This is a genomic window from Helicobacter sp. 23-1045 (assembly GCF_053654655.1).
This window is the reverse complement of sequence record NZ_JBSIUR010000002.1, coordinates 128,444-154,445: the sequence shown is the minus strand read 5'-3', so window position 1 is coordinate 154,445 and position 26,002 is coordinate 128,444. Positions and strand designations below refer to the sequence as shown.

24 protein-coding genes and 2 pseudogenes are annotated in these 26,002 nt (G+C 40.4%); 11 read left to right on the top strand and 15 right to left on the bottom strand.

Going from position 1 to position 26,002, the window contains the following annotated elements; all coding sequences use genetic code 11:
* From ACWIUE_RS03300 to ACWIUE_RS03290, 3 genes are read right to left on the bottom strand one after another with little or no spacing between them, the layout of a single operon-like run.
* On the bottom strand, window positions 1-642 hold the full coding sequence (locus ACWIUE_RS03300) for a glycosyltransferase family 9 protein (RefSeq protein WP_454134827.1): 642 nt from the start codon (window positions 640-642) through the stop codon (window positions 1-3).
* Window positions 635-2,089, bottom strand: a complete 1,455-nt coding sequence (locus ACWIUE_RS03295) for a Ppx/GppA phosphatase family protein (protein WP_454134825.1) — start codon at window positions 2,087-2,089, stop codon at window positions 635-637. Before ACWIUE_RS03295 ends, ACWIUE_RS03300 begins: the two co-directional genes overlap by 8 nt.
* A gap of 9 nt (window positions 2,090-2,098) precedes the next feature.
* Window positions 2,099-2,329, bottom strand: a complete 231-nt coding sequence (locus ACWIUE_RS03290) for a hypothetical protein (RefSeq protein WP_454134823.1) — start codon at window positions 2,327-2,329, stop codon at window positions 2,099-2,101.
* Window positions 2,330-2,458: 129 nt separating this feature from the next.
* Between ACWIUE_RS03290 and ACWIUE_RS03285 the strand changes: the two genes are divergently transcribed.
* A complete protein-coding gene (locus ACWIUE_RS03285; protein ID WP_454134821.1) occupies window positions 2,459-3,757 on the top strand; it encodes an ankyrin repeat domain-containing protein in 1,299 nt (432 codons plus the stop codon).
* A gap of 324 nt (window positions 3,758-4,081) precedes the next feature.
* Here the strand turns inward: ACWIUE_RS03285 and argB are convergent, their stop codons facing one another.
* Complete coding sequence (gene argB / locus ACWIUE_RS03280) at window positions 4,082-4,936, bottom strand: acetylglutamate kinase (RefSeq protein ID WP_454134819.1); 855 nt, start codon at window positions 4,934-4,936, stop codon at window positions 4,082-4,084.
* 58 nt (window positions 4,937-4,994) lie between these two features.
* Between argB and ACWIUE_RS03275 the strand changes: the two genes are divergently transcribed.
* Entirely contained in the window at window positions 4,995-5,939 is a 945-nt protein-coding gene (locus ACWIUE_RS03275) for a D-2-hydroxyacid dehydrogenase (RefSeq protein ID WP_454134817.1), read from the top strand.
* Here the strand turns inward: ACWIUE_RS03275 and ACWIUE_RS03270 are convergent.
* From ACWIUE_RS03270 to ACWIUE_RS03260, 3 genes are all read right to left on the bottom strand, one after another.
* Window positions 5,886-6,053 carry a hypothetical protein gene (locus tag ACWIUE_RS03270; protein WP_454134816.1) on the bottom strand — a complete coding sequence of 56 codons (168 nt, stop codon included), beginning with the start codon at window positions 6,051-6,053 and terminating at the stop codon, window positions 5,886-5,888. The genes ACWIUE_RS03275 and ACWIUE_RS03270 overlap by 54 nt on opposite strands.
* Before the next feature lie 16 nt (window positions 6,054-6,069).
* Window positions 6,070-6,531 (bottom strand): hypothetical protein, encoded by a 462-nt coding sequence (locus tag ACWIUE_RS03265; RefSeq protein WP_454134814.1) that lies wholly within the window; start codon window positions 6,529-6,531, stop codon window positions 6,070-6,072.
* Window positions 6,532-6,764: 233 nt separating this feature from the next.
* A complete protein-coding gene (locus tag ACWIUE_RS03260; protein ID WP_454134812.1) occupies window positions 6,765-7,424 on the bottom strand; it encodes a hypothetical protein in 660 nt (219 codons plus the stop codon).
* Between the two features lie 107 nt (window positions 7,425-7,531).
* Between ACWIUE_RS03260 and guaA the strand changes: the two genes are divergently transcribed.
* The 3 genes from guaA to ACWIUE_RS03245 all read left to right on the top strand — a co-directional run bounded on the left by guaA (window position 7,532) and on the right by ACWIUE_RS03245 (window position 12,675).
* On the top strand, window positions 7,532-9,130 hold the full coding sequence (gene guaA, locus ACWIUE_RS03255) for a glutamine-hydrolyzing GMP synthase (RefSeq protein ID WP_454134810.1): 1,599 nt from the start codon (window positions 7,532-7,534) through the stop codon (window positions 9,128-9,130).
* Window positions 9,131-9,200: 70 nt separating this feature from the next.
* Window positions 9,201-11,309, top strand: a complete 2,109-nt coding sequence (locus tag ACWIUE_RS03250) for an McrB family protein (protein ID WP_454134809.1) — start codon at window positions 9,201-9,203, stop codon at window positions 11,307-11,309.
* Window positions 11,310-11,325: 16 nt separating this feature from the next.
* The gene (locus tag ACWIUE_RS03245) at window positions 11,326-12,675 is read left to right on the top strand and encodes an McrC family protein (RefSeq protein WP_454134807.1); all 1,350 of its coding nucleotides are present in this window, start codon (window positions 11,326-11,328) and stop codon (window positions 12,673-12,675) included.
* 223 nt (window positions 12,676-12,898) lie between these two features.
* Here ACWIUE_RS03245 and ACWIUE_RS03240 read toward each other — a convergent pair whose 3' ends face one another.
* From ACWIUE_RS03240 to tatB, 6 genes are read right to left on the bottom strand one after another with little or no spacing between them, the layout of a single operon-like run.
* On the bottom strand, window positions 12,899-13,105 hold the full coding sequence (locus ACWIUE_RS03240; protein ID WP_454134805.1) for a PP0621 family protein: 207 nt from the start codon (window positions 13,103-13,105) through the stop codon (window positions 12,899-12,901).
* Window positions 13,090-13,650 carry a 16S rRNA (guanine(527)-N(7))-methyltransferase RsmG gene (rsmG, locus tag ACWIUE_RS03235; RefSeq protein ID WP_454134803.1) on the bottom strand — a complete coding sequence of 187 codons (561 nt, stop codon included), beginning with the start codon at window positions 13,648-13,650 and terminating at the stop codon, window positions 13,090-13,092. Before rsmG ends, ACWIUE_RS03240 begins: the two co-directional genes overlap by 16 nt.
* 24 nt (window positions 13,651-13,674) lie before the next feature.
* Window positions 13,675-14,772 carry a tRNA preQ1(34) S-adenosylmethionine ribosyltransferase-isomerase QueA gene (queA, locus tag ACWIUE_RS03230; protein ID WP_454134801.1) on the bottom strand — a complete coding sequence of 366 codons (1,098 nt, stop codon included), beginning with the start codon at window positions 14,770-14,772 and terminating at the stop codon, window positions 13,675-13,677.
* Window positions 14,765-15,490, bottom strand: a complete 726-nt coding sequence (gene tatC / locus ACWIUE_RS03225; RefSeq protein WP_454134800.1) for a twin-arginine translocase subunit TatC — start codon at window positions 15,488-15,490, stop codon at window positions 14,765-14,767. Before tatC ends, queA begins: the two co-directional genes overlap by 8 nt.
* Before the next feature lie 4 nt (window positions 15,491-15,494).
* Window positions 15,495-15,674, bottom strand: a complete 180-nt coding sequence (locus ACWIUE_RS03220) for a hypothetical protein (RefSeq protein ID WP_454134798.1) — start codon at window positions 15,672-15,674, stop codon at window positions 15,495-15,497.
* Window positions 15,661-16,224 (bottom strand): Sec-independent protein translocase protein TatB, encoded by a 564-nt coding sequence (gene tatB / locus ACWIUE_RS03215; protein WP_454134796.1) that lies wholly within the window; start codon window positions 16,222-16,224, stop codon window positions 15,661-15,663. Before tatB ends, ACWIUE_RS03220 begins: the two co-directional genes overlap by 14 nt.
* Window positions 16,225-16,301: 77 nt before the next feature.
* Here tatB and ACWIUE_RS03210 point away from each other — a divergent pair.
* The 6 genes and pseudogenes from ACWIUE_RS03210 to flgA form a co-directional block, all read left to right on the top strand.
* A pseudogene (locus ACWIUE_RS03210) lies at window positions 16,302-16,613 on the top strand (hypothetical protein); the annotation flags it as partial.
* 75 nt (window positions 16,614-16,688) lie between these two features.
* Window positions 16,689-17,747 (top strand): annotated as a pseudogene (gene serS, locus ACWIUE_RS03205) (serine--tRNA ligase); the annotation flags it as partial.
* 12 nt (window positions 17,748-17,759) lie between these two features.
* On the top strand, window positions 17,760-20,288 hold the full coding sequence (locus ACWIUE_RS03200) for a tetratricopeptide repeat protein (RefSeq protein WP_454134794.1): 2,529 nt from the start codon (window positions 17,760-17,762) through the stop codon (window positions 20,286-20,288).
* Window positions 20,285-20,869, top strand: a complete 585-nt coding sequence (locus ACWIUE_RS03195; protein WP_454134792.1) for a hypothetical protein — start codon at window positions 20,285-20,287, stop codon at window positions 20,867-20,869. Before ACWIUE_RS03200 ends, ACWIUE_RS03195 begins: the two co-directional genes overlap by 4 nt.
* The gene (locus ACWIUE_RS03190) at window positions 20,862-22,931 is read left to right on the top strand and encodes an ATP-dependent helicase (protein WP_454134790.1); all 2,070 of its coding nucleotides are present in this window, start codon (window positions 20,862-20,864) and stop codon (window positions 22,929-22,931) included. Before ACWIUE_RS03195 ends, ACWIUE_RS03190 begins: the two co-directional genes overlap by 8 nt.
* Before the next feature lie 2 nt (window positions 22,932-22,933).
* Window positions 22,934-23,707, top strand: a complete 774-nt coding sequence (flgA, locus tag ACWIUE_RS03185) for a flagellar basal body P-ring formation chaperone FlgA (RefSeq protein WP_454134788.1) — start codon at window positions 22,934-22,936, stop codon at window positions 23,705-23,707.
* Window positions 23,708-23,963: 256 nt separating this feature from the next.
* On the opposite strand, the gene ACWIUE_RS03180 is transcribed toward flgA, so the two are convergent.
* Entirely contained in the window at window positions 23,964-24,524 is a 561-nt protein-coding gene (locus ACWIUE_RS03180; protein WP_454134786.1) for a manganese efflux pump MntP, read from the bottom strand.
* Between the two features lie 2 nt (window positions 24,525-24,526).
* Entirely contained in the window at window positions 24,527-25,975 is a 1,449-nt protein-coding gene (locus tag ACWIUE_RS03175; protein WP_454134785.1) for an L-aspartate oxidase, read from the bottom strand.
* Window positions 25,976-26,002: the final 27 nt, after the last annotated feature.

Sequence of the window (26,002 nt, the reverse complement as noted above, 5' to 3'; positions counted from 1 at the left end):
TCATTTTAATAAATCCTTTGCGCTTTTGTGGATTTTTTGAATGATTTGTGGTAAATCTAACGCAAAATCGCTCAAATCAAGCGAAATATGATTTGCCCAGCCAAGCGCGAATCGCTCCATATTTGTGCTAATATAAAGCGTGATTGATGGGATTTTCATCGCCCACGCCGTGTGCGTTATGCCCGTATCGCCACCAATCACCAAATCCATACGCACTAACAACGCCTTAATCTCATCTAAATTTAATTTCGGTAAAACACAAAAGCGCGAATCTGTTTCGCCAAGTGCGCGAATCTCAGCCTCTTTTTTATCCCAAATAAGAAAAATTTTGGCATTTTCAAAATCGCCCCAAAGATTTTGTGCGAGTGCGTAAAAGGATTTAAGCGAAAATTCTTTATTTGCTTTGCTAGATTCGGCTAAAAATAAAATTTTGGGCGCGGATTTTGTGTGCGAATCGTGCGAATCTTGCGAATCTTGCGCTGATTTTGTGTGCGAATCTTGCGAATCTTGCGCTAAATTTTTAGCGAATTTTGCCTTTATAAAGTCCAAAAATACAAGGGTTGAGATTATGTCGCCTAGCGAACTTAAACGGATTATGGCGACTTTTAGCGTGGAGTTTGTCATTAAAATTCTCTCACTCAAAGGCGATTTTTAGGGTTGAATCAGGCAGATTTAACGCCAACATTTTCTCTTTTAGCAAATAAAAATCACTTTTCACGCATAAAGTATCATCGCTAAACTCAAATGCCACGCCTTTTGGGCTTAGAGACGCCACTTCTGCCACGCTCAAAATGAAGCTAAGCCACTGCAAAATAGCGATTGGCGGCATAAGTTTGCTAATGTATAAAATCTCATCGTCCTTTGGAATGCGCTTGTCGCTATATTTCACAAGCAGACTAATTATCGCTCTATCAATGTGCGAATAGCCGTAGTTTAGGGCATTTAGGATAAAATACGCGCTGTGATTATACATCGAATAAAATCCAAGCGAATCGCCGATTTTATTTAGTCCAGCGGCATTTTCAAGGTGAAAGAGATATTTTGGCGAAATCTTATGCTTTGGCGCAAGTAGGTTAAAAAGCAAAGTCGCATTCTTTTTAACCGCGCCTTGCGCCCTTTCATTTATGCAAAATCTATCAATTAGGCTACGATAGGATGGATTGAAACCATTTGGAAACAAAAAGCGCGAATTGCGAAGCAAATCGCTTAAAAATACGCCCTCGCGCACTCCCACGCCACTTGTGATAACGCTTTTTGCGCCAAATTTTTCAAGTAGCATTGACAAAATCAGCGCACCTTCGCGGATATTATCCTCCCTATCTTGTGGCACTTGAAGCGCACGAAGCCCCTTAATGTCGCTTGTGTAGATTTCTTTGAAAAAATCGCTGTATTTTTGGACTTCAAATTCATAGCCGTGAATTGTGTTTATGGGGTATTTTTCTTTTTTCATTATCATTTTTGAGAGAGCGCGAATCGTGCCACCTATGCCAAAAACGCACTCATTTTGAAAATCAAACGATATTTTTTCAAATTCGGTTTGAATGAATTTTTTTGCTTTTTTTATGTCGATTTTCGCGCCTGAAAATAGCTCTTTTAGGCGAATCGTGCCAATGTTTAGGGAGATTAGATTTTGGAGTTTGCCTTCTTTAATAATTGCGCACTCCGTGCTACCGCCGCCTATGTCGATTGTAATGCCATCTTTTTTGTGAAGCAGATTCGCACACGCCACGCCCCCAAAAAACGCCTCTTTTTGCCCGTCAATGACTTTGATTCGCACTCCTGTTTTGCGCTTTACGCGATTTAAAAACTCTGCCCTATTTGGCGCGTCTCTTGTCGCACTTGTCGCCACGCAAAGGATTTTTCGCGCTTTGTAATTTTTGGCAATGCCTACAAAATCACAAATGGCATTTATGGCGCGATTCATCGGCACTTCTTGCAAAACCCCGCCATTTTCATAGCAATTTTCACTGATTCGCACCTTGCTTTTCACTTCGTAGATTAGATGAAATCCAAAGCGACTTGTCCGCTTAAAAATCGCCATTCGCGCGGAGTTTGAGCCTATGTCAATAACTGCTGTAATCTTACTCATAATCACCCCTTAAAAATTTGCGATTGTAGCAAAAATATATTTAGATTTGGCGAATTTGGTGGGTAGATTCAGCGAATCGCTCGAAATCGTAGAATCTAGTGCGTTTTTTGGCATTTTTGGTGAATCGTAGAATCTTAAAAAAATTCTCCCCCTCCCTTGCGGAGGGGGATTAAGGGGGTGGGTTGAATCAAAATAATCCATCTTTGCGAGACTTGCTTTTGGCAAGTCGTGGCAATCCAAAATCAAAAGCGATTCACCGATTTAATTCGCAATGTCAAAAATCTCACACCAAATCTACTTAATTTTCTTTTTAAAGTTCATTTAAGCAATGCGATATAAAATTCACAAAATTTAAAAAAAGGACTTAGAATGACAAAAAATCTACTTTTGATTTTTATGCTAACCATAGCACAGATTCAAATAGCGTGGGCGAACTATGATGAAGACTTAATCAGTGCGACAAGACAAGGCAACCTAAATGAAGTTAAGTTGCTAATATCAAAAGGTGCAAATGTGAATACGAAAGATGGTATTGATTGGACTGCTTTAATATGGGCTTCATTAAACGGACATTTGGAGATTGTAAAATATTTAGTAAAAAATGGTGCGGATGTGAATTCATCAGTCGGTTATGCTTTAATATTGGCTTCACAAAAAGGACATTTTGAGATTGTGAAATATTTGGTATCCAAAGGCGCAAATGTAAATGCGAAAGGTGGCACTTTTGAAAGGACTGCTTTAATGAATGCTTCATTAAATGGACATTTTGAGGTTGTGAAAATTTTAGTCGCAAATGGCGCAAATGTGAATGCGAAAGATGAATGGGGCAATAGCGCATTATACTATTCGGCAACTGATGAAATATGGGACTATCTCCGTCCAAAAACAATCGGTATGAATCTTAACGCCGCTTTTATGAACGCTGCGATGCGTGGCAATATTAAGCAACTCAAATATTTTTTATCGCAAGGTGCAAATGCGAACGCAAAATATGAAAATGGCAACACTGCTTTAATGGCGGCTTCATCAAATGGATATTTGGAGGCTGTGAAATATTTGGTAAAAAATGGCGCAAATGTGAATGCAAAAAATGAAGATGGCGAAACTGCTTTAATGTGGGCTTCAAGTGAAGGACATTTGGGGGTTGTAAAATTTTTGGCATCCAAAGGCGCAAATGTGAATGCGAAAAGTGAATGGTATGGCACTGCTTTAATAGAGGCTTCATCAGAAGGATATTTTGAAATTGTAAAAATTTTAGTCGCAAATGGTGCGGATGTAAATGCGAAAGATGATGGCGGCTGGACTGCTTTAATGTGGGCTTCTAAAAATGGACATTTTGAGATTGTGAAATTTTTGACAGAAAAAGGTGCAAATGTGAATGCGAAAGACAAAAATGGCTGGACTGATTTAATTGTTGCTTCGCTCTATGGACATTTGGAGATTGTAAAATATTTAGTCGCAAATGGCGCAGATGTAAATGTAAAAGATGATAGTGGCAACACTGCTTTAATAGAGGCTTCATCAAGAGGACATTTTGAAGTTGTAAAATATTTAGTAAAAAATGGTGCAAATGTGAATGCAAAAGACAAAAATGGCTTTACTGCTTTAAATTGGGCAAAAACTAGCGAAATAAAGCAATTTTTGATAAACAATGGGGCGAGAGAATAGGGATTTATTCTACCCACCCCTTAATCCCCCGCGCGCATTTGGGAGGGGGAGAGTTTGAGATATTTCGCTACGCTCAATATGACAAAATATAGATTGCCACGACTTACCAAAGGCAAGTCTCGCAATGACGAAGTGGGGGCGATTCGCGTTTGATTCGTGGATTGCTTCGATTCGGCGTTGCCGAATCTCGCAATGACGAAATTTTTTTAGATTCTGCGAATTGAGTGCGGTTTTATGTAAAAGTAGTTTTATGCAAAAGTAGTTTTATATAAAAATCATTCAAATGATTACCCAAAGACACAACTTGCCACCCACAAATCCCGCTCAATCGCCCACGATTTGCGTCCCTATCCCTTCGCTTGTAAAAAGCTCCAACAAAATCGAATGCAACACCCGCCCATCGATAATATGCACCTTTTTCACGCCATTTTCTACGCAACTCACGCACGCATCGATTTTTGGTATCATTCCACCGCTAATCACGCTTGAATCTTTATACGCCTTTGCGCTTTTTGGCGTGAGCGTGGGGATAACTTCGCCTTTTTCGTCTAAAACGCCCTTTGTATCTGTCAAAAAAATCGCCTTATTTGCGCAAATCGCCTTTGCGATTTCACACGCCGCGCTATCGGCATTTATGTTAAATCCGCAGTGTTCTATGCTATCTCCCGCCGCGATTGGCGCGATGATTGGCACAAAGCCGTCATTTAGCAACTTTTCGACAATCTCTGTATTTACATTCACAATCTCCCCTGTGAATCCAAATGCGCCATTGTCCTTTGGTATCGCCTTTAAAAGCCCCGCGTCCTTGCCTGAAATGCCCACCGCTTTGATTCCATAGTGGCTGAAAAAAAATGTAAGTTCGCGGTTTATATCCCCGCTTAGCACCATTTCTACGACTTTCATCGCTTCTTTTGAAGTTACGCGAATCCCATCTCTAAATTCGCTCTCAATCCCCAAAGATTCGAGCATAGAAGTGATTTTTTTGCCTCCGCCGTGTATTATTATGGGTTTGATTCCTAGCATATAAAGCAAAATTATGTCTTTTGCGAAGTTTTCTTTTAGTTTTAGATTTTGTTGCGCCGCCCCGCCGTATTTGATAACCATAATGCTCCCGCGAAATTCTTGGATAAAAGGTATCGAATCTACCAAAATATCTGCGATTTTTATCTTTGCTAACATATTTCCCCCAAAAATGTAATATAATTTCAGCGCATTATAACTAAAAAAGGGGGTTTTTATGAATATTGTATTATTAGATGCGGAGACGCTAGGGAGCACGGATTTAAGCGCGATTGAGAGATTGGGGCGATTTAGTAGCTATCAAAAAACAGCGAAAAAGGACATTATCAAACGCGCAAAAGATGCGGATATCATTTTGACAAATAAAGTTGTGCTAGATTCTGCGACTTTGGCGAAGTTGCCGAAGTTAAAGCTGATTTGCATAACCGCCACAGGGATGAATAATATCGATTTAGAAGCCGCCAAAAAGCTAAAAATCGCCGTCAAAAATGTCGCAAATTACAGCACCGCAAGTGTGGCGCAACACACGCTTGCCTGTGTGCTAAATGCAATGGCAAAGCTAAATTATTATGATAGATTCTGCAAAAAGGGCGAGTGGAGCAAAAGCGCGATTTTTAATCATCTAAATGATAATTTTGAGCTTTATGAGCTGCAAGGCAAATCTTGGGGGATAATTGGGCTTGGCAATATCGGCAAAGCGGTGGCAAATCTCGCCCTTGCTTTTGGCGCAAATGTGGCATATTTCTCCACAAGTGGCAAAAATGATGATAAAAAATTTAAGAGAGAAAAGGATTTAGGCGCGCTTTTTAAAAATTGTGATATTATCAGCATTCACGCGCCACTGAATGAATCTACGAAAAATTTGATTACCAAAAAGGAACTTCGTTTGCTTAAAAAAGATGCGATTTTGGCAAATATGGGGCGCGGTGGGATTGTAAATGAAGCGGACTTGGCAAGTGCGCTAAAAAAGAGGGACTTTTATTTTACCGCCGATGTGCTAGAAGTCGAGCCGATGACTAAAAAACACGCCTTACTTGATAAAAAGCTCCGCGCTAAAATCTTGCTAACGCCCCACATCGCGTGGGCGTATAAAGAAAGTCGGGAGCGACTAATTGAAGGCGTAGAGAAAAATATAAAAGAGTTTTTGGATAAAAAGCAATGATATTTTTTGCAAAAACGCAGAATCTTGCACGGATTCTGTATAATTCGCAGAATCTATAAAATTTTGCCTTTTGCCCGTGCGAGTCGCAGAATCTAAAAGGCGAAATTCACGCAAAATTTGTAGAAAATTATTATCTTATATTTATGCTTTCATAGCCTTCGTATGGCTTATTTGGGTTATCCAATCTAAACAATCTACTAAATCGCTTTTGCACTTTGTCCAAAAACTTTACTTCCTCATCATAGTTTTTTGGAACACCATTTTCTTTGATGATTTCATTATATGCTATTGGCATATATTTGGAGCACTCCCCGCTATATGAAGTAGGTCCTGTCTGTTTGTTAAATTGCAAACCTACTTCAACTTGCAAATTTCGAGCTTTTGGATACATATCATCATCGTTTTTATACTGCTCTACATATTTTGTGACCCTCTCCCTCAAATCGCTTGGCACGCAGTCTATATCGCCACTAGCTGTTCTTGGCTTTGTCCATATATCCTTGACTTCGTCGCCCCATTCGGTAAAGAAGCCACATCCGCCAAACATCGCACCGCAAATGCCTACACCTACAAGCAATCTTAATTTGCTCATTTTTTCTCCTTTTGAAATAAATTTTTAAGAGAAAATTGTATCTGCCCCCCTTAAAGTTTTCTTAAAGAAAGATTAAAGTTTGCTTAAATTGCTTAAATTGTTTTGGTGGAAGTGTGAAAATCGTGGGGTTGTGCTAGATTCTGCGATTTTGCGTCAAAGACGCATTTTCTCGCAACGACAAAAATGGAGCAACTTTTGCGAATTTTTGAGGGATTTTTGGATTGACACGCAACTCATAGCACATTTATCATTAAACTCACACTATGCGTTGTCTGCGCCCCTATGCCACCTTTTTTGCCATAAAAAGTCGCACGATAGATTATGTCCAAATTCAGCGGAAAATACTTAAATAGCGCAACCCCAGCCTCCACATAGCCACCATTGAAACTATGCCCGCGAGGCGAAGTAGAGTTGCTATATCCCCCACCAAGCAAAAATGATAGCGGTTGAATGATGGGCGAATTATACATTATCGGGTAAGTGTAGGGGTGTAGATACGCCACAAGTCCCACGCTGTGCGTTTTGTAGTCGCTTTTGGTGTAGAGATATTTTAGGCGCAAACCCATATCGATTTCCTCGTCCTCTGCCTCAAAGTAGTTCCACCCCACGCTTACGCCCAAATCCATCGCTACCTTTTTATTGTCCGCGCCAAGCGCATTATTTAAGCGCGAAGTCAAAAAGTTCGCGCCGATGTGAAATGTCGCCATCTGCAAAATGTTGCCATAAAACATTTTGGTTTCTTCGCTATTTTGCATAAATCCACGCGGTGCAAAGGCGTTATTTGCGTCCCACGCGTTGCTTTGCGGATAGTAGATAAAATCATCTGCTACAAGATTCGCACCAAATGCGCTCAAAATCACCGCCACAAAGGCGAATTTTCGTAGTTTTTTCATTGTTGTCGCTCCATTTTTAAAGATTTAAAGTTGAAATTCTATGAAGCGGTTGTGAATTATTTGTGAAATTTAAGCTAAAATTTCGCATCTTAATACAAGGAATTTTTATGTTTAATCCACAAATAATCGTGCTTGATTTTGGCTCACAATACACGCAGTTAATCGCTAGGCGTTTGCGCGAAATAGGCGTATATACGGAAATAATGCCATATTTTGAGAATGCCGAATCGATTCAAGCCAAAAATCCGCGCGGACTAATCCTAAGCGGTGGTCCTGCGAGCGTGTATGAAAAGGACGCGTATAAGCCTGATTTGCGCATTTTTGAATTAGGAATCCCCGTGCTAGGAATCTGCTATGGAATGCAATTTATCGCGCATTTTTTCGGCGGACAAGTGGCAAAATCAAATGCGCAAGAATTTGGCAAAGCAAAATTGAAAATTTTAGATTCGGGCGAATCTATCGAATCTAACAGCGATTCACGCGAATCTAATGCCGATTCGCACGGAATTTTTAGTGGCGTGAAGCAAGATTCGATTGTGTGGATGAGCCATAGCGATAAAGTTACCGCCTTGCCTAGCGGATTTAGCGCGATTGGTAGCAGTGAAAATAGCGAGATTTGCGCGATTGCAGATTTTACGCGCAAAATCTATGCGATACAATTCCACCCCGAAGTTGTGCATAGTGAGTGCGGAGCGAAGATTTTAGAAAATTTCGCATTAAAAATCTGCGGGGCAAATAATCAATGGAATATGAAAAATTTTGCCGAGTTAGAAATCGCCAAAGTGCGAGAAATCGCACAAAATGGCAAGGTTTTATGCGCGGTGAGTGGGGGCGTGGATTCTAGCGTTGTCGCCGCGCTTTTGCACCGCGCCATCGGGGATAATCTAATCCCAGTCTTTGTCGATACAGGCTTGCTCCGCGCAGGCGAGCGAGAGGCAGTGGAGCAAATGTTTAGGGAGAATCTACGCGTCCCGCTTATCACCGCAGACGCAAGTGAGCTGTTTTTAAGTCGCTTAAAGGGCGTTACCGAGCCAGAGCAAAAGCGAAAAATCATCGGCGAGAGTTTTATCGAAGTCTTTGAGCGCGAAGCAAAAAAGCACAACGCAAATGGTGAGATTAAATTTTTGGCACAAGGCACGCTCTACCCCGATGTCATCGAATCTGTAAGCGTAAAGGGACCAAGCAAAACAATCAAATCTCATCACAATGTCGGCGGACTGCCTGAATGGATGCGCTTTGAGCTAATCGAGCCATTGCGCGAACTCTTTAAAGATGAAGTGCGGAGCTTGGGGCGCGAGCTAGGAATGCCAGAATCTATGCTTATGCGACACCCATTTCCCGGACCCGGACTTGCGATTCGCATTATGGGCGAGGTTACACGCGAGAGTTTAGCGATTTTGCGTATGGCAGATTCTATCTTTATCGAGGAGCTGCATAAAAATGGGCTATATGATAGCGTGTGGCAGGCGTTTTGCGTACTACTCAATGTCCGCAGTGTAGGCGTGATGGGCGATAATCGCACCTATGATAACACCATCGCGCTTCGCGCCGTAGAGGCGATTGACGGAATGACAGCGAGATTTTCGCATTTGAGCTTTGAGTTTTTAGAAAAAGTGAGTAATAGAATCATAAACGAAGTAGAGGGGATAAATCGCGTAGTCTATGACATAAGCTCCAAGCCCCCAGCCACGATAGAGTGGGAGTAGTGATTTTAATGAAATCTTTAACTAATATGTGTTACAATATAAAACTTGATAATTTTAAAAGGAGCGAAATATGGAAGCAAATAACAGCGAAGCAAGGAAATTATTTGAGAATTTTCAAAGTGTTTGGACTTTGGATAGAGTCAAAAATATGACTTTGGAGGATTATACGGGCATAAAAAGCGATGGAGAACGCAATGATTTTACATATTGGATAGAGAGAAAATTGGAAACTTTAGGCAGTATATGGGGTGGCAGTGGGTTTAAATTTGGCATTTACAGGAGAAGCAATACAGAAACTAAAGAGCAAGGTAGCGGGAAAATATACGATGAAAATTATGGGTGGTTTGAAGAATATGGTAAAACACCAAGCGAAGCATTTGAAAAAATAAAATCCTTGATTATACAAGTTATTGAATATAGTCAAAATAATAATCTTATAGAAATTGACAAAATAAATTTGTGGTTTTTGTATAAGTGGAAAATTGCCTTTCATTATCAAAATCCAAACAATATGAAAATATTTTGTATCTTTGCAAAGCAAAAATTGGCTGAAATTGCCGACAATGAATTAGGAACAATAGAGCTAAAGCCGTATGAAATTTATACACAAATTTTAGATAAATTGTTACAAAATAAACCCTATAATTTTAATGATGTGTTTAATATAAGCAAAGATTTATGGGAAAAATATAACACAAAAGAAAATAGAAATAATAAATCTGCACAAAGTAGCGAAATAGAACATAACAAAGGAGAAAAAATGAATGATAAAATCAAAGCCCTGCCACTTAATCAAATCCTTTATGGACCGCCGGGCACGGGCAAGACTTATAGCACGATTGATAGGGCTTTGGAGATTTTGCACCACTATGATGAGTTGATAGAGATTCCTGAATCTAGAGAGAATAAAAAGGCGATTTTTGAATCTTACCGCGCAAATGGGCAAATCGCGTTTGTAACCTTTCATCAAAGTTTTTCGTATGAGGAATTTGTCGAGGGGATAAAGCCTATCATAAAAGATTCGGGTGATATGATTTATAAAACACAACAAGGAATTTTTAGAAAAATTTGTGAAGTTGCATTAAAAAACTTGCTAGATTCACAAAAAAGCAAAGAGATTCTGCAAAACGAAATAAATTTTGAAAATAAATTTAAAGAATTTTTAAATGACTTAATAGAAAATCAAACCGAGATTGAAAAAAGCAATGTCGGCAGTTTTAGAATCAGCGATTTCGATGATGATAAAATTTATATTAACACACAGGATACACCAAGAAATGTGGATTTAAAAATGGATATACTAACAAAGATTTTGCAAAGCGATAAGGTGTTTAATACTGCGCAAAGTATATGGAATGAATTTATTGGTAATTATAGAGACCAAAAATCCACATACTATTTTCAAATATATAAAAAATTTAAAGAATTTGAAAAATCCTACAAACCACAAAATCAAGCTGTTGGCGAAGTTAAACTAAAACCCTACATTCTCATCATCGATGAAATCAATCGGGGGAATATCGCTAAAATTTTAGGCGAACTCATCACGCTTATCGAGCCTAGTAAGCGAATCGGCGCAAGTGATGAGGAAAAAGCGCGTGGCATAGGCAACGAATCTTTGGAAGTAACTTTGCCGTATAGTAGCGAGAATGGCAAAACCTTTGGTGTGCCAAGCAATCTCTACATAATTGGCACGATGAATACCGCTGATAGAAGTATCGCATTGCTTGATACCGCGCTTCGTAGGCGATTTGAGTTTGTAGAGATGATGCCAAAGCCTGAAACATTAGAAAAAATCAAAGTCGAAAATGGCGAAATAAATTTACAAACGCTTTTAGAAAAAATGAATGCGCGAATCGAATTTTTACTTGATAGAGAGCATACCATAGGACACGCATTTTTCTTTGAAAAAGTTTGTGAAAATACTTTGACACTTGAATCGCTTAAAGAAATCTTTGCAAAGAAAATTATCCCGCTGTTGCAAGAGTATTTTTATGATGATTATAAGAAAATCCAAGCCGTGCTAAATGATAATCAAATGATTAAACCAAAGCCAAAACCTGACTTTTTGGGTAAATTTAACGATGAAATAGATAGCGAAAAGGTCGTGTATGAAATCACAGATTCTAACTCGTGGGATACATTGACTTTCATTAAAATCTGCAAATCAAACGATTAGCGCGAATCTAGCGACAATGAGTAAAAATAACACCCTTTGTATCGCCGAGTGGCAGAGCTTTGGCGTGAAGGATATAAAAGCCGTCATTGCCGATAAAAGCAAGGCAAAAGCGAAAAATATTTTCAAAGAACTTAAAAATTTCGCTGATGACAAAGGCAACCATATATTTTTAAATTCTTATGGCAAAAATCGCCTTAAAGCACGAAATTATGTCGGGCTTATCCAAACAAAAAGCGGATTTTGTTTAGAGATTTTGCCAAAGACTTTTCGCACAGCAAATGAAAATGAGGGCTTTAAAAATCACCAAAATAAAATAAACGAGGCAAAGGACATTTTGCTAAAAATGTTGCAAACTTTGCGCGATTCGCCATTCAAACAAAGCCATATTTCAAACCTCAAAACACACAAATTCCCCTTGCTAGAAATCTTTGCCAATATGTTTTTGGACGAGTTAGAGTGCCTTATCAAAAGGGGCATAAAGAGCGACTATGTGGAGCGAACGGAAAATCGCACATTCCTAAAAGGTAAGCTACTTTTCACGCAAAATCTAAAGCAAAATCTCACGCACAAAGAGCGATTTTACACCGCTAGTGATGAGTTTATCGCCGATATTGCGCCAAATCGCCTTATCGTTAGCACACTTTTGCTTTTAAACAAGTGCAATTTCAGTACCAAAACAAGCACACGCATTTTGCAAAGTCGCTTTGTGTTTGATGAGATTCGCCAAAGCTCAAATTATGACAAAGACTTCGCAAAATGCGCGAATCTAAGGCATTTTAAGAGCTATGAGATTTTGCTTTTATGGTGCAAAATTTTCCTTAAACGCCACAATTTTATGCCATATCAAGGCGATAAAAAAGCATTCGCATTGCTTTTTAAAATGCAAAAATTATTTGAGAATTTTGTGGCGTGGCATTTGAAAAAGGCACTCACAAATCACACTATCAAAGCCCAAGATAAAAGCAAATACCTTATTAAAGGCGATAAATTTAATATAAAACCCGATTTAGTCATCTATCACAAAAATGCTAAATTAGAAAATCCACCAAAAATTATCGCCGATACGAAGTGGAAAATTTTGGATTTTAGCAAAGATGATTGCGGAATTTCGCAGGGCGATTTGTATCAGCTTTTTGCGTATTTGGCGAAGTATGAGTGCGAAAATGGACTTTTGATTTTCCCAAAGATTGATGGAGAGAGCGCACCGCAAACTTTTATTTATAAAGCAAAGTCAAATTTAGGCGAAGCGAAATGCCACAAACTTCAAATCCACTTTTTTGATTGCCAAAATCCAAGCGAGATTCTGCGATTCGCAGAATCTACCCACCCCCTAGCCCCCTCCGCAAGGGAGGGGGATAATTTTTAGATTCTGCGTTTTTAAACACTTCGCAGAATCTACTTTTTTGTCATTGCGAGACTTGCGAAGCAAGTCGTGGCAATCCAAAATTTGATTTATGGATTGCTTTGGTAAATCAAGATTTGCCTCGCAATGACGAAGTAAGGCAATGATAAAATAAGGTAAGTTCGCAGAATCTCGTAAATGACGAACACTTCGCAGAATCTATAAATCCGCAGAATCTAATCCATTTTTATCCCAAGCATTTTGTGCTACAAAAATATTTATTGCCCTTTTTGATTGCCTCATCTTTTGCGGTGTAAGTGCCACAAACCGCGCATTCTACCATTTCAAAGGATACTTCATCATTTTTTTGCGAATCATTTCGCAATGATTTTTTGCGAAAAAACAAAAAATATACCGCCACAATAATGCCTAAAAATATCAGTAATTTTCCCATTTTATTGCCTCGCTTTTGGATTTGTAAAAGATTTTTGCGCTAGATTCTGCGATATTTGCGCTAGATTCTGCGTTCTTTGTGTAAAGCAAAAAATGCCCATTTTCATCTAAAAATCGCGCAGATAGTGCGATGATTGTGCTGCATTTAGCAAATGCGCGCGAAGTGATTAAGTCAATCTTTGGTAGCGTGCTAATTTCTTCAATACGACTTTTCAAAATTCTTATATTTTTTAGGTTTAAATTTATAGCGATAATGTTTAAAAAACTCGCCCTTTTGATTTGTGGCTCAACCAAAATAAACTCGCACTGCGGGAGTGAAATCGCTAATGGAATCGCAGGGAATCCGCACCCACTGCCAATATCAAGCGCACTATGAAAATCGCTGATAAATCCTAGTGGCGCAATCGAATCTGCGATATTTTGCATAATATCCGCCTTTGTTTTGTAGCCTGTGATATTGTGCGTTTTGCTCCATATAAGCAATTCATCACAAAAAAATTCAAATTTATCCGCATAGTTTTTTAGCAAATTTCTTATATTTTTCATAATAAACCTACAATATCAATTAACCTACAATATCAGCATACAATCGCCATAAGAGTAAAATTTGTATTTTAAATTTTGTGCGATTTGGTAAATTTCAAGCGTCTTATCAAGCCCGATAAATCCCGCCACAAGCATAATTAGCGTGGATTTTGGCAAGTGAAAATTTGTCAAAATATGCGAAGTTTTGCGCGGTGGATTTAGCGGATTTATAAAAATATCGCATTCGCCATAAAAATCACCATTTTTATTAGAAATTTGATTTTGCGCTAAATGCTCCACGCACCTTGTCGCAGTCGTGCCTACGCACAAAATTTCACGCGCATTTTTAATCATTTCTGCGCTTTTTTGTGCCACAAAAAACGATTCGCAGTGCATTTTGTGTGCCGTAATGTCGGCAGATTCGACAGCAAAAAATGTCCCAGCCCCGATATGTAGGCTCACAAAGCAATGCGGACGCGCTTTAATCTCACGCATATCATCATCGCTAAAATGCAAACTTGCCGTAGGCGCGGCGATTGAGCCGATATTTTTGGCAAAAATGCTTTGATAATCAGCTAAATCGGCTTCATTGTCGCTTCGTTTGATATAGGGTGGGAGCGGAATATGCCCGTGCGCTTCTAAAAATGCCAAAATTGCGCATTCATCTAAAATCTCATCATTGCGATAAAATTCTACTTCGCGCAGTCCATTTTCGCGCAATTTGCGCACTTTTGCGCTCACGCCATCGCTAAAATTTATGCAATCGCCCACACGCACTTTGCCTTTAATCTGCACTAAAAATCTATGCCGTGAATCCGCGTTAGATTCGCCCAAATATTTATGATATAAAAGCTCGATTTTTGCCCCGCTTGACTTTACTCCGTAGATTCGCGCATTTATTACTTTTGTATCATTTAGCACAATTAGGCAATTTTGCGGGATAAAGTCCCAGATTCGCGCAAAAGTCGTGTGAGTGATAGTATCCCGCGCCCTATCATACACCAAAAGTTTTGCCGCACTCTTTGGCATCGTGGGCTTACTAGCAATGAGGCTTGAATCTAGCGCGTAGTCGTAGCTTGTCAATCGTTTTAGTCGTGCCAAATCATTAAGATTCGCCGAATCTTTTAGCGCAAAATCACTCATTGTCTTTTGGCTCGGGATTTACGAAGCGCACGATGATTATGGATAGTCCATAAAGCAAGATTAGCGGGATTGCCATCAAAAACTGCGTGATGACATCAGGTGGGGTTAGAAATGCCGCTAGGATAAAGATTAGCACGATTGCCACGCGAAAAAAGCCAATTAGCGTTTTGTCGCTAATAAGCCCTAATTTGGCTAGAAAATAGCACGCCACAGGCAATTCAAAGGCGATTCCAAAGCCTATCATAACTTTTGCAAAAAATCCCGTGTAATATCCTATGCTAGGCGTTGCGACAAAGTCTTTTGCGTTGCCAAAATTGATAAGATAATCTAACCCGATGGGAAACACCACATAGTAGGCAAATAACGCACCGCCCAAAAACATAAGCGTCCCAAAAAGCACGAATGGCAAAATGAGCTTTTTTTCGTTTGAATAAAGTCCCGGCGCGATAAAAAGCCAAATCTGCCAAAAAATAACAGGCAAAGCGACAATGATTGCGGCAAAAAATGAGACTTTGATAGCCGTCAAAAATGCCTCGCCTACTTGCAAAAATACGGGTTTTGAGCCTTGTGGCAGGACTTTTATGAGTGGCTCTAACATCCATCCTAAAATCGCTTCATTGAAGCTAAAACAAATCGCAAAAGCTATGATGAGCGCAAGTGCGGAGGTTACGAGCCGTTTGCGAAGGTCGATTAAGTGGGGTTTTAAATCTTCAAGCATTATTTTATCCGTTTTTCAATTTGTGTCTTTGGTATGCAAAATTCGCCATTGCGAGATTTGGCATAGCAAATCTTATGGATTGCAACGCTTGGGCTTCGCCACTGCCTCGCAATGACGAAGTGGGGGCAGATTCTGCGTTTTTATGCGAGATTCTGCGATTTAAACTAATTTTATTTATTTTCATTTTTACTCTTTTTTGTAGTTTTTGCTTTTGGTGTGCGCTTTTTAGGTGCAGAATCTGCGCTAGATTCTGCGATTTTGGGTTTTAAAGCGCGTTTTTTCGCAGAATCTGCGCTTTTTTTGGGATTTTTCGCTTCGCTCAAAGTGGCAACTTTTTTAGATTCTGCGATTTTGGGCGTTAAAACGCGTTTTTTCGCAGAATCTTTTGTTGATTTTGCGCTAGATTCTGCGATTTTATTTTGCATTTCTTTACCCATATTTTCGACTTCATCAAAGGTGCTTTTTACGCGCTCAAAGTCCGCATCCTGCAAAATTTCATCCTTTAATTTCAGTGCCGAATCTTCAAATTTTTTCTTGTATTCTAACGCGTCTTGCTTCATTTCAGTGATGTGAATCTCCCTATCTATCGACTCTTTGGCGTCATTTATCGTCTTTTTTACGGCGCGAAGGAACTTTGCGAACTTTACAAACGCCTCTGGCAGTTTGTCAGGACCCAAGAAAATCACCGCAATGATGGCAATCACAAGGATTTCGCCAAACGAAAAATCAAACATTTTTCACCCCTAAAATTAAAATCGTTATTGTATAATATTTTGCGTTATAATTCTAAAATTTTTTAAAAGGGTGTTTGATGATTGATATAAAGTCGCTATTGAATGATTTTTCGCGCACAGCGGAGCGTTTGGGGGCAAAGGGAGTGGATTGCGCAAAGCTTGATTTTCTAAAAAAATGCGTTGAAAACTATAAAAGCACTTTGCAGAATTTAGAATCGCTTAGAGCAGCGCAAAATGCGAAGTCAAAGGACTTTTTTAGCGCAAAAAAAGCTGGGGCGAATCCTGCGGATTTACAAAATGAGTTAGCCAATCTAAAAACAGAGATTTCACGCGTGGAGAGCGATTTTCGCATTATCGAATCACAAACAAATGAGCTTTTGTTAGAAATCCCAAATATCCCTGATGAGAGAACGCCTTTTGGCAAGAGTGAGAGTGAAAATGTGGAGATTAAAAAAATCGGCACTCCAAAGGCGTTTGACTTCGCGCCAAAGGCACACTATGAGCTTGGCGAATCTAATAAATGGATTGATTTTGAAGTGGGCGTGAAACTTGCCAAATCGCGCTTTTCACTGCTTCGCGGGGGCGCGGCAAAGCTAAATCGTGCGCTTATAAATTTTATGTTGGAGCATAATTCTGCATTTGGTTTTGAAGAAATCGCCACGCCTGTGATTGTGAATCGGGATTGCTTACTGACGACAGGGCAATTACCGAAATTTGAATATGATATGTTTAAATTAGCAAATTCATCTTGTGGCGACTTTTTAGGGAGTGCTTCGGCTCACTTCGTCAATGAACCGCAAAGTTCTATTTCCTCGCTCGCCTCGCACAACCCTAAAAATTCATCCACAATATTAGAATTTGCTTCTAACAATAAAATCGCCGAATCTACGCAGAATCTAAACGCAGAATCTAGCGATGCAACAGATTCTGCGACACAAAAAGGGCACGAGCTTTATCTCATCTCTACCGCCGAAATCACGCTCACAAATATGTATAGAGACTGCATTATCCCGCTTGAAACTCTGCCACTCAAACTTTGCGCCTATACGCCTTGCTTTCGCAAAGAGGCAGGGAGTGCGGGGCGCGATACACGGGGGATTATAAGGCAACATCAATTCGACAAAGTCGAGTTAGTAGCGATTACCACGCAAGATTCGAGCGATAAAATGCAGGATTTTATGGTGGAGGTGGCAAGTGGTATTTTGCAAAAATTGGAGCTTCCGCATAGAATGATTCAGCTGTGTAGCGGGGATTTGGGGTTTAGCGCGAGTAATACAATCGACATTGAAGTGTGGTTGCCTTACCAAAACTGCTACCGCGAGATTAGCTCTGTAAGCAATACGCGCGATTTTCAAAGCAGACGCGGGAGGATTCGCTACAAAGATGGCAAAAAAAATATTTTAGCGCACACGCTAAATGGCTCATCGCTTGCTGTGGGGCGGACTTTGGTAGCGATTATGGAGAATTATCAGCAAAAAAATGGCGAAATCGCTATCCCCACCGCACTAAAAAAATATTTATAGGATTTTCACACAATGCCAAAGCAACAAAACACGCAAAATTCGCAAGATTCAGCGCAAAATCCACAAAACTCGCGCGATTCGCAGAATCTCACAAATCCGCAAGATTTAGCGAATAAAGATTCAGCGAATAAATCCGCAAAAGATTCTGCGTTTGTGCAAAAATTAGAGTTGATAAAGGGGCGATTTATCTTCGTAGGTGGCGAAGTGCGCGGGATTTTGGGTAGCGCAGTGCAAAAGCTTTCCGCTACAATCGCAAAAATTAAATCGCTAAATAAAAATATTTTATATGCCGCAAGTGCGACTCTTGCGCTGTTTGTGGTGTTTGTCATTGTGCTTATTATGTTTTTAAATAAAGAAGAGCCACTCCCCGCCATCTATGCGCCAAAGTCCGCGCCTACGCAGGTTACACTGAAATCCACCGCTTTGCAAAAAAGTGGCGAAGTGCAGAGCTTATTGCAAAAGGCGGCATTGCTTTATGAAAGCGGGCAGGTGGCGGAGGCACTAGATATTTACAAAAATATTTCGACTTTTTCGCAGAGCTTTGCGAACTTTAATTTAGGCGTGGCGAAGCTAAAAGAGCGAAATTTAAATGACGCGCTAAATGCCTTTGATGGGGCGATTCAAAGTGGCGAAAATATCGCCGCCGCCGCGATAAACGCCGCAAATATTGCCTATCAAAAAAGCGATTTGAAAAAATATCATTATTATGTGAATCTCGCGCAAGGGACGCTCGTTGAGTGGGCAAATAAACCGCTTTATAGTTATCTTTATAGTTTGGTAAATTTCTATGATGAAAATTATTTTGCCACGCTTTCATCGCTAAATAATCCCACTTCGCAATTTTATAGTGCAGAATCTGCTTTGCTTAGCGCAAAAATCTACCTAAATTTTGGCGATGAATATAATGCGTTAAAAAAATTGCTAGAAGTCCCAAATATCGATAATCGCTTTAATATCGGGCTTTTATACGCTAGAATGGGCGAGTTTGACTTGGCAAGCGAGCAAATTAGTAGCTATTTGAAAGATTACAACACACAGAAGGCAAATATGGCACTTGCGCTAATTGAGTTAAAGCGGGGTAATTACACGCAGAGCGCGGAGATTTACAATGCGCTTTTAGAAAAAAATAGCACAAAAGATTTGGCGAAAATCTACCCCATAAAAGTTAAAATCAGCGAGACGCTTTTAGATGTGAGCGTGGCGCAAAGGACTTTTTGGGAGCGCAATGCAAGCTCGCAAATGGCGATGCTTTGGCATTATAAGATTTTGTTTTATTTCGCGCCGTTTCGGGTTTTTGATGCAGATTCTGCGATTGCGATGATAAATGAGGGCGGAGTAGAGCTAAAAATGGATAATTTGGTAAGTGCAAGTGCGAAATTTGCGCAAGGTGCGATGAAAGCAAATATCGATAAGCAAATCACGCAGGGATTAAGGGCGATTTTGCAAAATAATCTTTTTGATGGCAAAAAAATACTTCTAGATTCAGCGAAAAAGTATCCAAATCACCCCATTTTGCAATATAATTTGGGGCTAATTTATGCGCAGTTAAATGACTTTGAGGGCGCAAGACGGCACTTTTTAAAGGCGTATCATTTGGATAGCAATGATATTTTAAGCGGGATTTTCGCGCTAATGTGCGCTCAACTCACGCAAACTAACAGCACGCGAATCGCAAATGACATCAGCGCAAACTTTGAAGAAATGCACTTTGATTCACCCGCAAATGAGGCATTTTACCGCTCACTTTTTGGATATGCAAATGGCAATATTATCGATAATTTCGCAGAATCTAGCGTAGATTCGCCACTAGCAGTCGCGCTAAAAGCACTATACGCGCTTGGGACGCGAGATAGCGAGGTGATAAAAAGCGCGTTTGCCACCTTGCAAAAGCGCACAAATGATGACATCGTAGCGCAGATTTTATCGCACCTTGTGGCACATTATGGCAAAAATATTAAGAAGCATTCGATTGATTTATTTGACTTTGTGAAAAACATTACGCATTTAAAGCAAGTGCTTGGCGGGGCGAATTTCGCGCGGGAGATTTATGTGTATAGCGCGTTTTTAGCGGGGGCGAGTAGCTATGTCGATAAGATTTTAAATGATAGATTGCTAAATGAAAGTGGCGGATTTAGCGGGATTTTGCAGGCACTAGCGTTAAATGCGATTTATTTGCAGGACTTTGAGCGGGCATTTGCGTATTATAACGAGCTAATTGACGCGTATAAAGTGCAAAATAGCGAGATTTATTTTTATGCGGCGGTTTCTGCGATTGGTGCGGGAAATTATGATAATGCGGTAGCGTTGATTCAACTCGCGCGAATGGATAATGGGGCGAATTTTGAAGCAAGGTATGCGCTAGGTTTGCTCCACCAAGCGATGGGGAATTTGAATTTGGCGTCAATGCAGTTTGGCGCGATAAATGCGAGTGGATTTAAGTCGGACTTTTTTGACTTTGAGATTGATAGCAGTGAAATTTTGAATGATTCTACGACTCGCACGAAAACCGCAGAATCTAGCGTGAAAAGGGTGAATAAATGAGTAGAAATTTGTCATTGCAAGAAAATAATCTCCCCCTCCCAAATGCGCGCGGGGGATTAAGGGGGTGGGTAGATTCTGCGAATGCAGAATCTAATGCAAAAAATTCGTCATTGCGAGATTCTGCGTTTAACGCAGAATCGTGGCAATCCAAAAAAAATAATCCGTGCGATAGCACCGAATCTCGCCCGCTTCGTGGTGCAAAAAATCGGGAGCAAGGTTGCAGTAGTGCAACCGCCGATTTTTTGCTAGAAGCGGATAAGCGAGGCTCTCCCCCTAAAAGCGAAAAGCGTGAGCTTTTGGCGCGTAGGGGGAGCGGGGCGGGGGGTGCAGCCCTTTTGCGAGAAAAAACAAGCGATTCTAATCCAAAAAATGGCGAAAAAATCGCAGATTCTGCGTTTCAAATAAAAAACGCAGAATCTACCACCAAAAACGCTTCGCGCGGAAGTATTTTGGATGAGAAATCGGGGTTGCGAAGCCACGAGCGAGAAAATAGAACTAATGGTTCATTGACGAAGCGAGTGGCAAGTCTCCCCGATTTATCGCCAAAAGACAACGCGCACTTGGAGCAACCAAATGACTGACATTTTAAACTCCCTAAACCCAGAGCAATGCGAAGCTGTCAAACAAATCGATGGCGCGTTGCTAATTTTGGCAGGGGCAGGGAGCGGAAAAACAAAAACGCTCACCACGCGCCTAGCGTATTTGATTGACGAAGTGGGAATCCCATCAAGCGCGACTTTGACGCTCACTTTTACAAACAAAGCGGCTCTCGAGATGCGCACCCGTGCGCTAAATCTAATAAAGCGCGTGGATTGTGCGCCCCCTTTGCTTTGCACTTTTCATAAATTTGGGCTTTTGTTTTTGAAGCTACACATTCATTTGCTAGGGCGCAAGGCGAATTTTATTTTGCTTGACAATGACGATAGGAAGCGAATCTTGCGCAATTTTAAGTCAAATGTCTCTTTAAGCCTTTTGGGTGCGGAAATTTCGCGCTATAAAAATCTGCTTTTAAGCCCCGCCGAAGTGGCGAATCAAGCCAAAGATAGCACATTTAAAGAAATCGCAAAGATTTATGGCGCATACAACGCGCTTTTGTTAGAAAATAATATGGTTGATTTTGATGATTTGTTGCTTTTAACTTTTGAGATTTTAGATAAAAATCCCGTGCTTTGCGATGAAATCAGCCAAAAATATCAATACATTATGGTTGATGAATACCAAGATACGAATGAATTGCAGTATAAATTGCTTAAAAAACTCTGCGCTACGCACAATAATATCTGCGTGGTAGGCGATGATGACCAAAGTATTTATGGGTGGAGAGGGGCGAAGATTCAAAATATTTTGGATTTTAGCGAGAATTTTAAGGGCGCAAAGATTATTAGATTAGAGAAAAATTATCGCTCTACACGGGAGATTTTGGAGGTTGCAAATCGCCTAATCGCCTTTAATACGAAACGATTAGGCAAAGAATTGCAAAGCACAAAGGGCAGTGGCAAAGAAGTGGAATTTTTAGAATCACAAAGCGAAGATGACGAAGCCAAACAAATCGCTAATCGAATCAAAAAATTACTTGATTCAGGCGTAAATCCAAACGAAATTGCCATTTTGTTTCGCCTAAATGCTATGAGTATAAGCATTGAAGAATCATTAAGCAGGGCAAATATTCCCTATAAACTTATCGGCACTATTAGATTTTATGAACGCGCCGAAATTAAGGATATTTTGAGCTATTTTCGCCTTGTGGTGAATCCAAACGATGATTTTTCGCTTTTGCGAATCATAAACCGCCCAAAACGCGGAATCGGCAAAATTTCACAAGATAAATTAGAGGCTTTTGCCAAAAGTAAAGGCATTTCGATTTTTGAGGCGGTGATGAATCTAAAAAGCGAAATCCCATTGCCACAAAAGCATATCAATGCAATTTGCGAACTTTTTGAAACGCTAGAGTTGCTACGAGAAAAGCAAAAAGATTCCATTGTCGGTTTTATAAATCTATTTAAAGAAAAAATCGATATTTTGGATTCATTTGATGATAAGCACGATGATATTGATAGACAGGCAAATGTTAATACTTTTTATGAGCGATTTAAAGCATTTATGATACAAAATCTAGAGCTAGATTTGGAGGATTTTTTAAACGATATTTCTTTGAGTAGCGATAGCGATGAGATTGCGGAAAATTGCGTTTTTTGTATGAGCATACATTCTAGCAAGGGCTTAGAATTTGAGTATTTATTTGTCATAGGTTTGGAAGAGGGATTGTTTCCACTAAAAAGAAAAGATGATATTGTGGATATTGAAGAAGAGCGCAGACTTGCTTATGTAGCCTTTACTAGAGCAAAAGATAATCTAGTGCTATCCAGCGCAAAATGGCGTTCTTGTGCAAAATGGCTTGAATCTCAAGGGCGAAAATCTCGTTTTTTAAGCGAATGTGGCATTATAGAAAAAGACACAAAAAGCATAGGATTCAAACAAGAAAATAACGATGAAATCCAAAAAAATGATTTAGTATTTCACAAAGCTTTTGGAACAGGGCGTGTAGAAAAAGTTATTAAAGATGGCGCAAATAGCAAGTTGCAGATAAATTTTGGCGGAATCGTGCGCAATAATATTGTATCAAGTTTAGTAAAAAAGGCGTGAAAATGAAATGTATTTTAATGCTTATTTTAGGGCTTTGTGTAGCTTTTGGCGCGGAAAATAATACGAATCTAAATTCACAAGATTCGGTGAATCAAAATGCGAATCAAAGCGCTGATTCAAGCGAATCTAATCCAAACGATGCGCAAAATCCAGCACTTATAAATGCCATAAAAAGCGCGGTTGAGAAGCGATTTTTGGATTATTACAAAAAATACAATATCACCATAAACAACCTTGAAATCGCCCCCGTAATCGAGCGCAATTTGGCGAAATATCGCTTGGAAAAAATCATTTTTGATGATAGGGATTTGCGAAAGGATAGCGGGAATTTTGAAGTGCATATCCGCCACAATGAGCGCAAAAAGCGCGTGTTTTTCAACTTTCAAATTAACGCGATTATTGATAGTTTGAGCGCGGTTGGGAGTATCAAAAGTGGCGAAGTTATCGACAAAAACAACACTATGATTGCGCAAATCCCGCTTACCAAAAATCTCACTCTGCCTGTTAGCGCGGAGATTTTGGGGGAATATGAAGCAAAGAGCTTTATTGCAGGGGGCGCAAGTATCGTGGCTAGTAAAATTACGCCCAAAATCATCGTGCGCAAGGGCGATATTTTAAGCGTGGCGTATAAAAATAGCGACATTAACATAACTTTTAGCGTCAAAGCAACGCAAGATGGCGCAAAAGGGCAAACTATCCGCGCGCAGAACTCGCAAAGTGGCAAGGCGTTGAATGTTATTATTGTAGATTCAAAGAATGCGAAAATTTTGGAGTAGATTTGGTGGAATTGGCGAATTTGGCGCAAGCAAGATTGTTAGATTCTGCGAATTTGGCGCAAGATTCTGCGATTTACACGAGTTTCGCACAAAAATCGCAGAATCTATAAAAGAAATTCATCGCATTTGCCTTTTTAAAAAATTTCGTGCGATTGTAGTGAAAAAATATTGAGATTCTGCGAATTTGTGGGCGAGATTCTGCGAATCGCAGAAAATTTGCAAAATCTATCTTTTATCCTTGTCGATAACTTCGTGATTACACATTCAAATGCTCCCACAATATTTTTGCACCAAGCGCGATTAGCACGACACCGCCTAACAAAGCCGCTTTGTTACCCAAATATAGCCCGAAACGATTGCCGATTTTTAGCGCGATGATTGAAAAAATCGCCGTGATAACGCCGATAGCTGTGGCACAAAGGACGATGTTGCTACGCTCAATCGCTAGACTAACGCCAACTGCGAGTGCGTCAATGCTAGTGGCGATGGCAAGTGGGAGCATTGCGCGAACGCCAAACTCCGCGCTATTTGAATCGCAAGTCTGCGCTTCAAAGGATTCGCGTATCATTTTTGCGCCGATTATCGCAAGTAAGCCAAATGCGATGAAATGGTCGATTGACCCGATGAATCCGCCTATCGCCACGCCTAAAAAGTAGCCCAAAAGTGGCATTAACGCCTGAAATCCGCCAAAGTAAAGCCCCACGATTACGCAATGCTTTGGCGTAACGCGCCGAACGCTAAAACCCTTGCAAAGGCTCACAGCAAAGGCGTCTGCGGCAAGCGCACACGACAACAAAATGACGCTAAAAATCCCCATTGCTAAATCGCATTTTCTGCCACGAAATGTGCGCCCAAGCTCTCTTTGCGTTTTAATGCGGTGCGGACGATTTTTCGCGCTGTTAATAGGCGAAGTTTCAATAACCGCCCTATGTCGCCAAGCAACATTACTTCAATCCCGCCAAGTGCCGAATCTAGTCCGCTTTTTGTGCGCTTTATCCCCGCATTTTGCCACATAATCTCGCGCAACACGGCTTTATACTGCAAATCGCCATCCTTCTCCAAAATCTCACTATTTAGCGGAAAGTTCCGCGCACTCGTGCTTATATGTGAATCCAAAATATTTTTTGCAGCGATTTTGCCAAAAACTAGCCCTTCTAAAAGCGAATTTGACGCAAGGCGATTTGCGCCGTGAAGTCCGTTGTTTGCGCATTCTCCCACTGCGTAGAGATTTTGCATTCCACACACTTTGGCATTCAAATCACACGCGATTCCGCCCATAGAGTAGTGAAATGCGGGAGAAATGGGGATTTTGTCCTTTGGTATGTCAAGCCCACACGCGCTCAAAGCCCGATAAATATTTGGAAATCTGCGCTTAAATCCGTCCTTATCAAACGCACTCAAATCAATAAACGCACTTTCATTATTTTTCGCACAATAATCAAAAATCCCCCGTGCCACGATGTCGCGCGGTGCTAGTTCGCCTCGTCTGTCATACTCAAACAAAAATCGCTTACCCTTGCTATCTACGACAATCCCGCCATCTCCGCGCACCGCTTCGCTTATGAGCTGTTTTCTAGCGTGATTTGTGGCGACAAAGACCGTTGGGTGAAATTGCAACATTTCCATATCGCGCAGTGGTAGATTGTGCTCCAAAATAATGCCGTGAATGTCGCTACTAATGGTGTGTGCGTTTGTGTGATATTTGAAAAGTCCGCCCACACCGCCACTTGCGATGACGACATTATCGGCGTAGAGATTTATGACGCCTTGCCTTGTATTCACGCACACGCCATAGACTTTGTCGTCCTCTATTAGCAAGTCGATGACTTGTGCGCCCTTCCAAAGCGTGTGTTTTAGGTTTTTGATAAGGTGCGTATGCAGGATTCGCCCCGTGCCATCGCCATTTGCGTGGATTATGCGCGAAATGCTATGTCCGCCCTCTTTGGCAAGCATAATTTTCCCCTCACTATCCCTATCCACCGCAAATCCATCGGCGATTAGTTCATCTAAAATTTCTATGCTAGATTCGCTTAACTTGCGCACGACTTGAATATCATTGACATTGCTCCCAGCATCAAGCGTATCGCGTATGTGAGAAGGCACATCGTCCTTGCCATTTGCGATAGTTATGCCACCTTGCGCGTAAAATGTATTGCACTCCCACGGCTCATCTTTGCATAGCAAAAGCGCGTTTAGGTTTTGCCCCAAGTGTTTGGCGCAGTAAAGTCCAGCGACACCAGCACCGATGATGATAACATCATATTTCATAATTAACCTCCATTTATTTGGCAATTT

Coding starts and splice junctions, on each gene's coding strand:
- ACWIUE_RS03295 (WP_454134825.1), bottom strand. CDS start 2,089: ATGAGTAAGATTACAGCAGTTATTGACATAGGCTCAAACTCCGCGCGA.
- ACWIUE_RS03285 (WP_454134821.1), top strand. CDS start 2,459: ATGACAAAAAATCTACTTTTGATTTTTATGCTAACCATAGCACAGATT.
- argB (WP_454134819.1), bottom strand. CDS start 4,936: ATGTTAGCAAAGATAAAAATCGCAGATATTTTGGTAGATTCGATACCT.
- ACWIUE_RS03275 (WP_454134817.1), top strand. CDS start 4,995: ATGAATATTGTATTATTAGATGCGGAGACGCTAGGGAGCACGGATTTA.
- ACWIUE_RS03265 (WP_454134814.1), bottom strand. CDS start 6,531: ATGAGCAAATTAAGATTGCTTGTAGGTGTAGGCATTTGCGGTGCGATG.
- ACWIUE_RS03260 (WP_454134812.1), bottom strand. CDS start 7,424: ATGAAAAAACTACGAAAATTCGCCTTTGTGGCGGTGATTTTGAGCGCA.
- guaA (WP_454134810.1), top strand. CDS start 7,532: ATGTTTAATCCACAAATAATCGTGCTTGATTTTGGCTCACAATACACG.
- ACWIUE_RS03250 (WP_454134809.1), top strand. CDS start 9,201: ATGGAAGCAAATAACAGCGAAGCAAGGAAATTATTTGAGAATTTTCAA.
- ACWIUE_RS03245 (WP_454134807.1), top strand. CDS start 11,326: ATGAGTAAAAATAACACCCTTTGTATCGCCGAGTGGCAGAGCTTTGGC.
- ACWIUE_RS03240 (WP_454134805.1), bottom strand. CDS start 13,105: ATGGGAAAATTACTGATATTTTTAGGCATTATTGTGGCGGTATATTTT.
- rsmG (WP_454134803.1), bottom strand. CDS start 13,650: ATGAAAAATATAAGAAATTTGCTAAAAAACTATGCGGATAAATTTGAA.
- queA (WP_454134801.1), bottom strand. CDS start 14,772: ATGAGTGATTTTGCGCTAAAAGATTCGGCGAATCTTAATGATTTGGCA.
- tatC (WP_454134800.1), bottom strand. CDS start 15,490: ATGCTTGAAGATTTAAAACCCCACTTAATCGACCTTCGCAAACGGCTC.
- ACWIUE_RS03220 (WP_454134798.1), bottom strand. CDS start 15,674: ATGAAAATAAATAAAATTAGTTTAAATCGCAGAATCTCGCATAAAAAC.
- tatB (WP_454134796.1), bottom strand. CDS start 16,224: ATGTTTGATTTTTCGTTTGGCGAAATCCTTGTGATTGCCATCATTGCG.
- ACWIUE_RS03200 (WP_454134794.1), top strand. CDS start 17,760: ATGCCAAAGCAACAAAACACGCAAAATTCGCAAGATTCAGCGCAAAAT.
- ACWIUE_RS03195 (WP_454134792.1), top strand. CDS start 20,285: ATGAGTAGAAATTTGTCATTGCAAGAAAATAATCTCCCCCTCCCAAAT.
- ACWIUE_RS03190 (WP_454134790.1), top strand. CDS start 20,862: ATGACTGACATTTTAAACTCCCTAAACCCAGAGCAATGCGAAGCTGTC.
- flgA (WP_454134788.1), top strand. CDS start 22,934: ATGAAATGTATTTTAATGCTTATTTTAGGGCTTTGTGTAGCTTTTGGC.
- ACWIUE_RS03180 (WP_454134786.1), bottom strand. CDS start 24,524: ATGGGGATTTTTAGCGTCATTTTGTTGTCGTGTGCGCTTGCCGCAGAC.
- ACWIUE_RS03175 (WP_454134785.1), bottom strand. CDS start 25,975: ATGAAATATGATGTTATCATCATCGGTGCTGGTGTCGCTGGACTTTAC.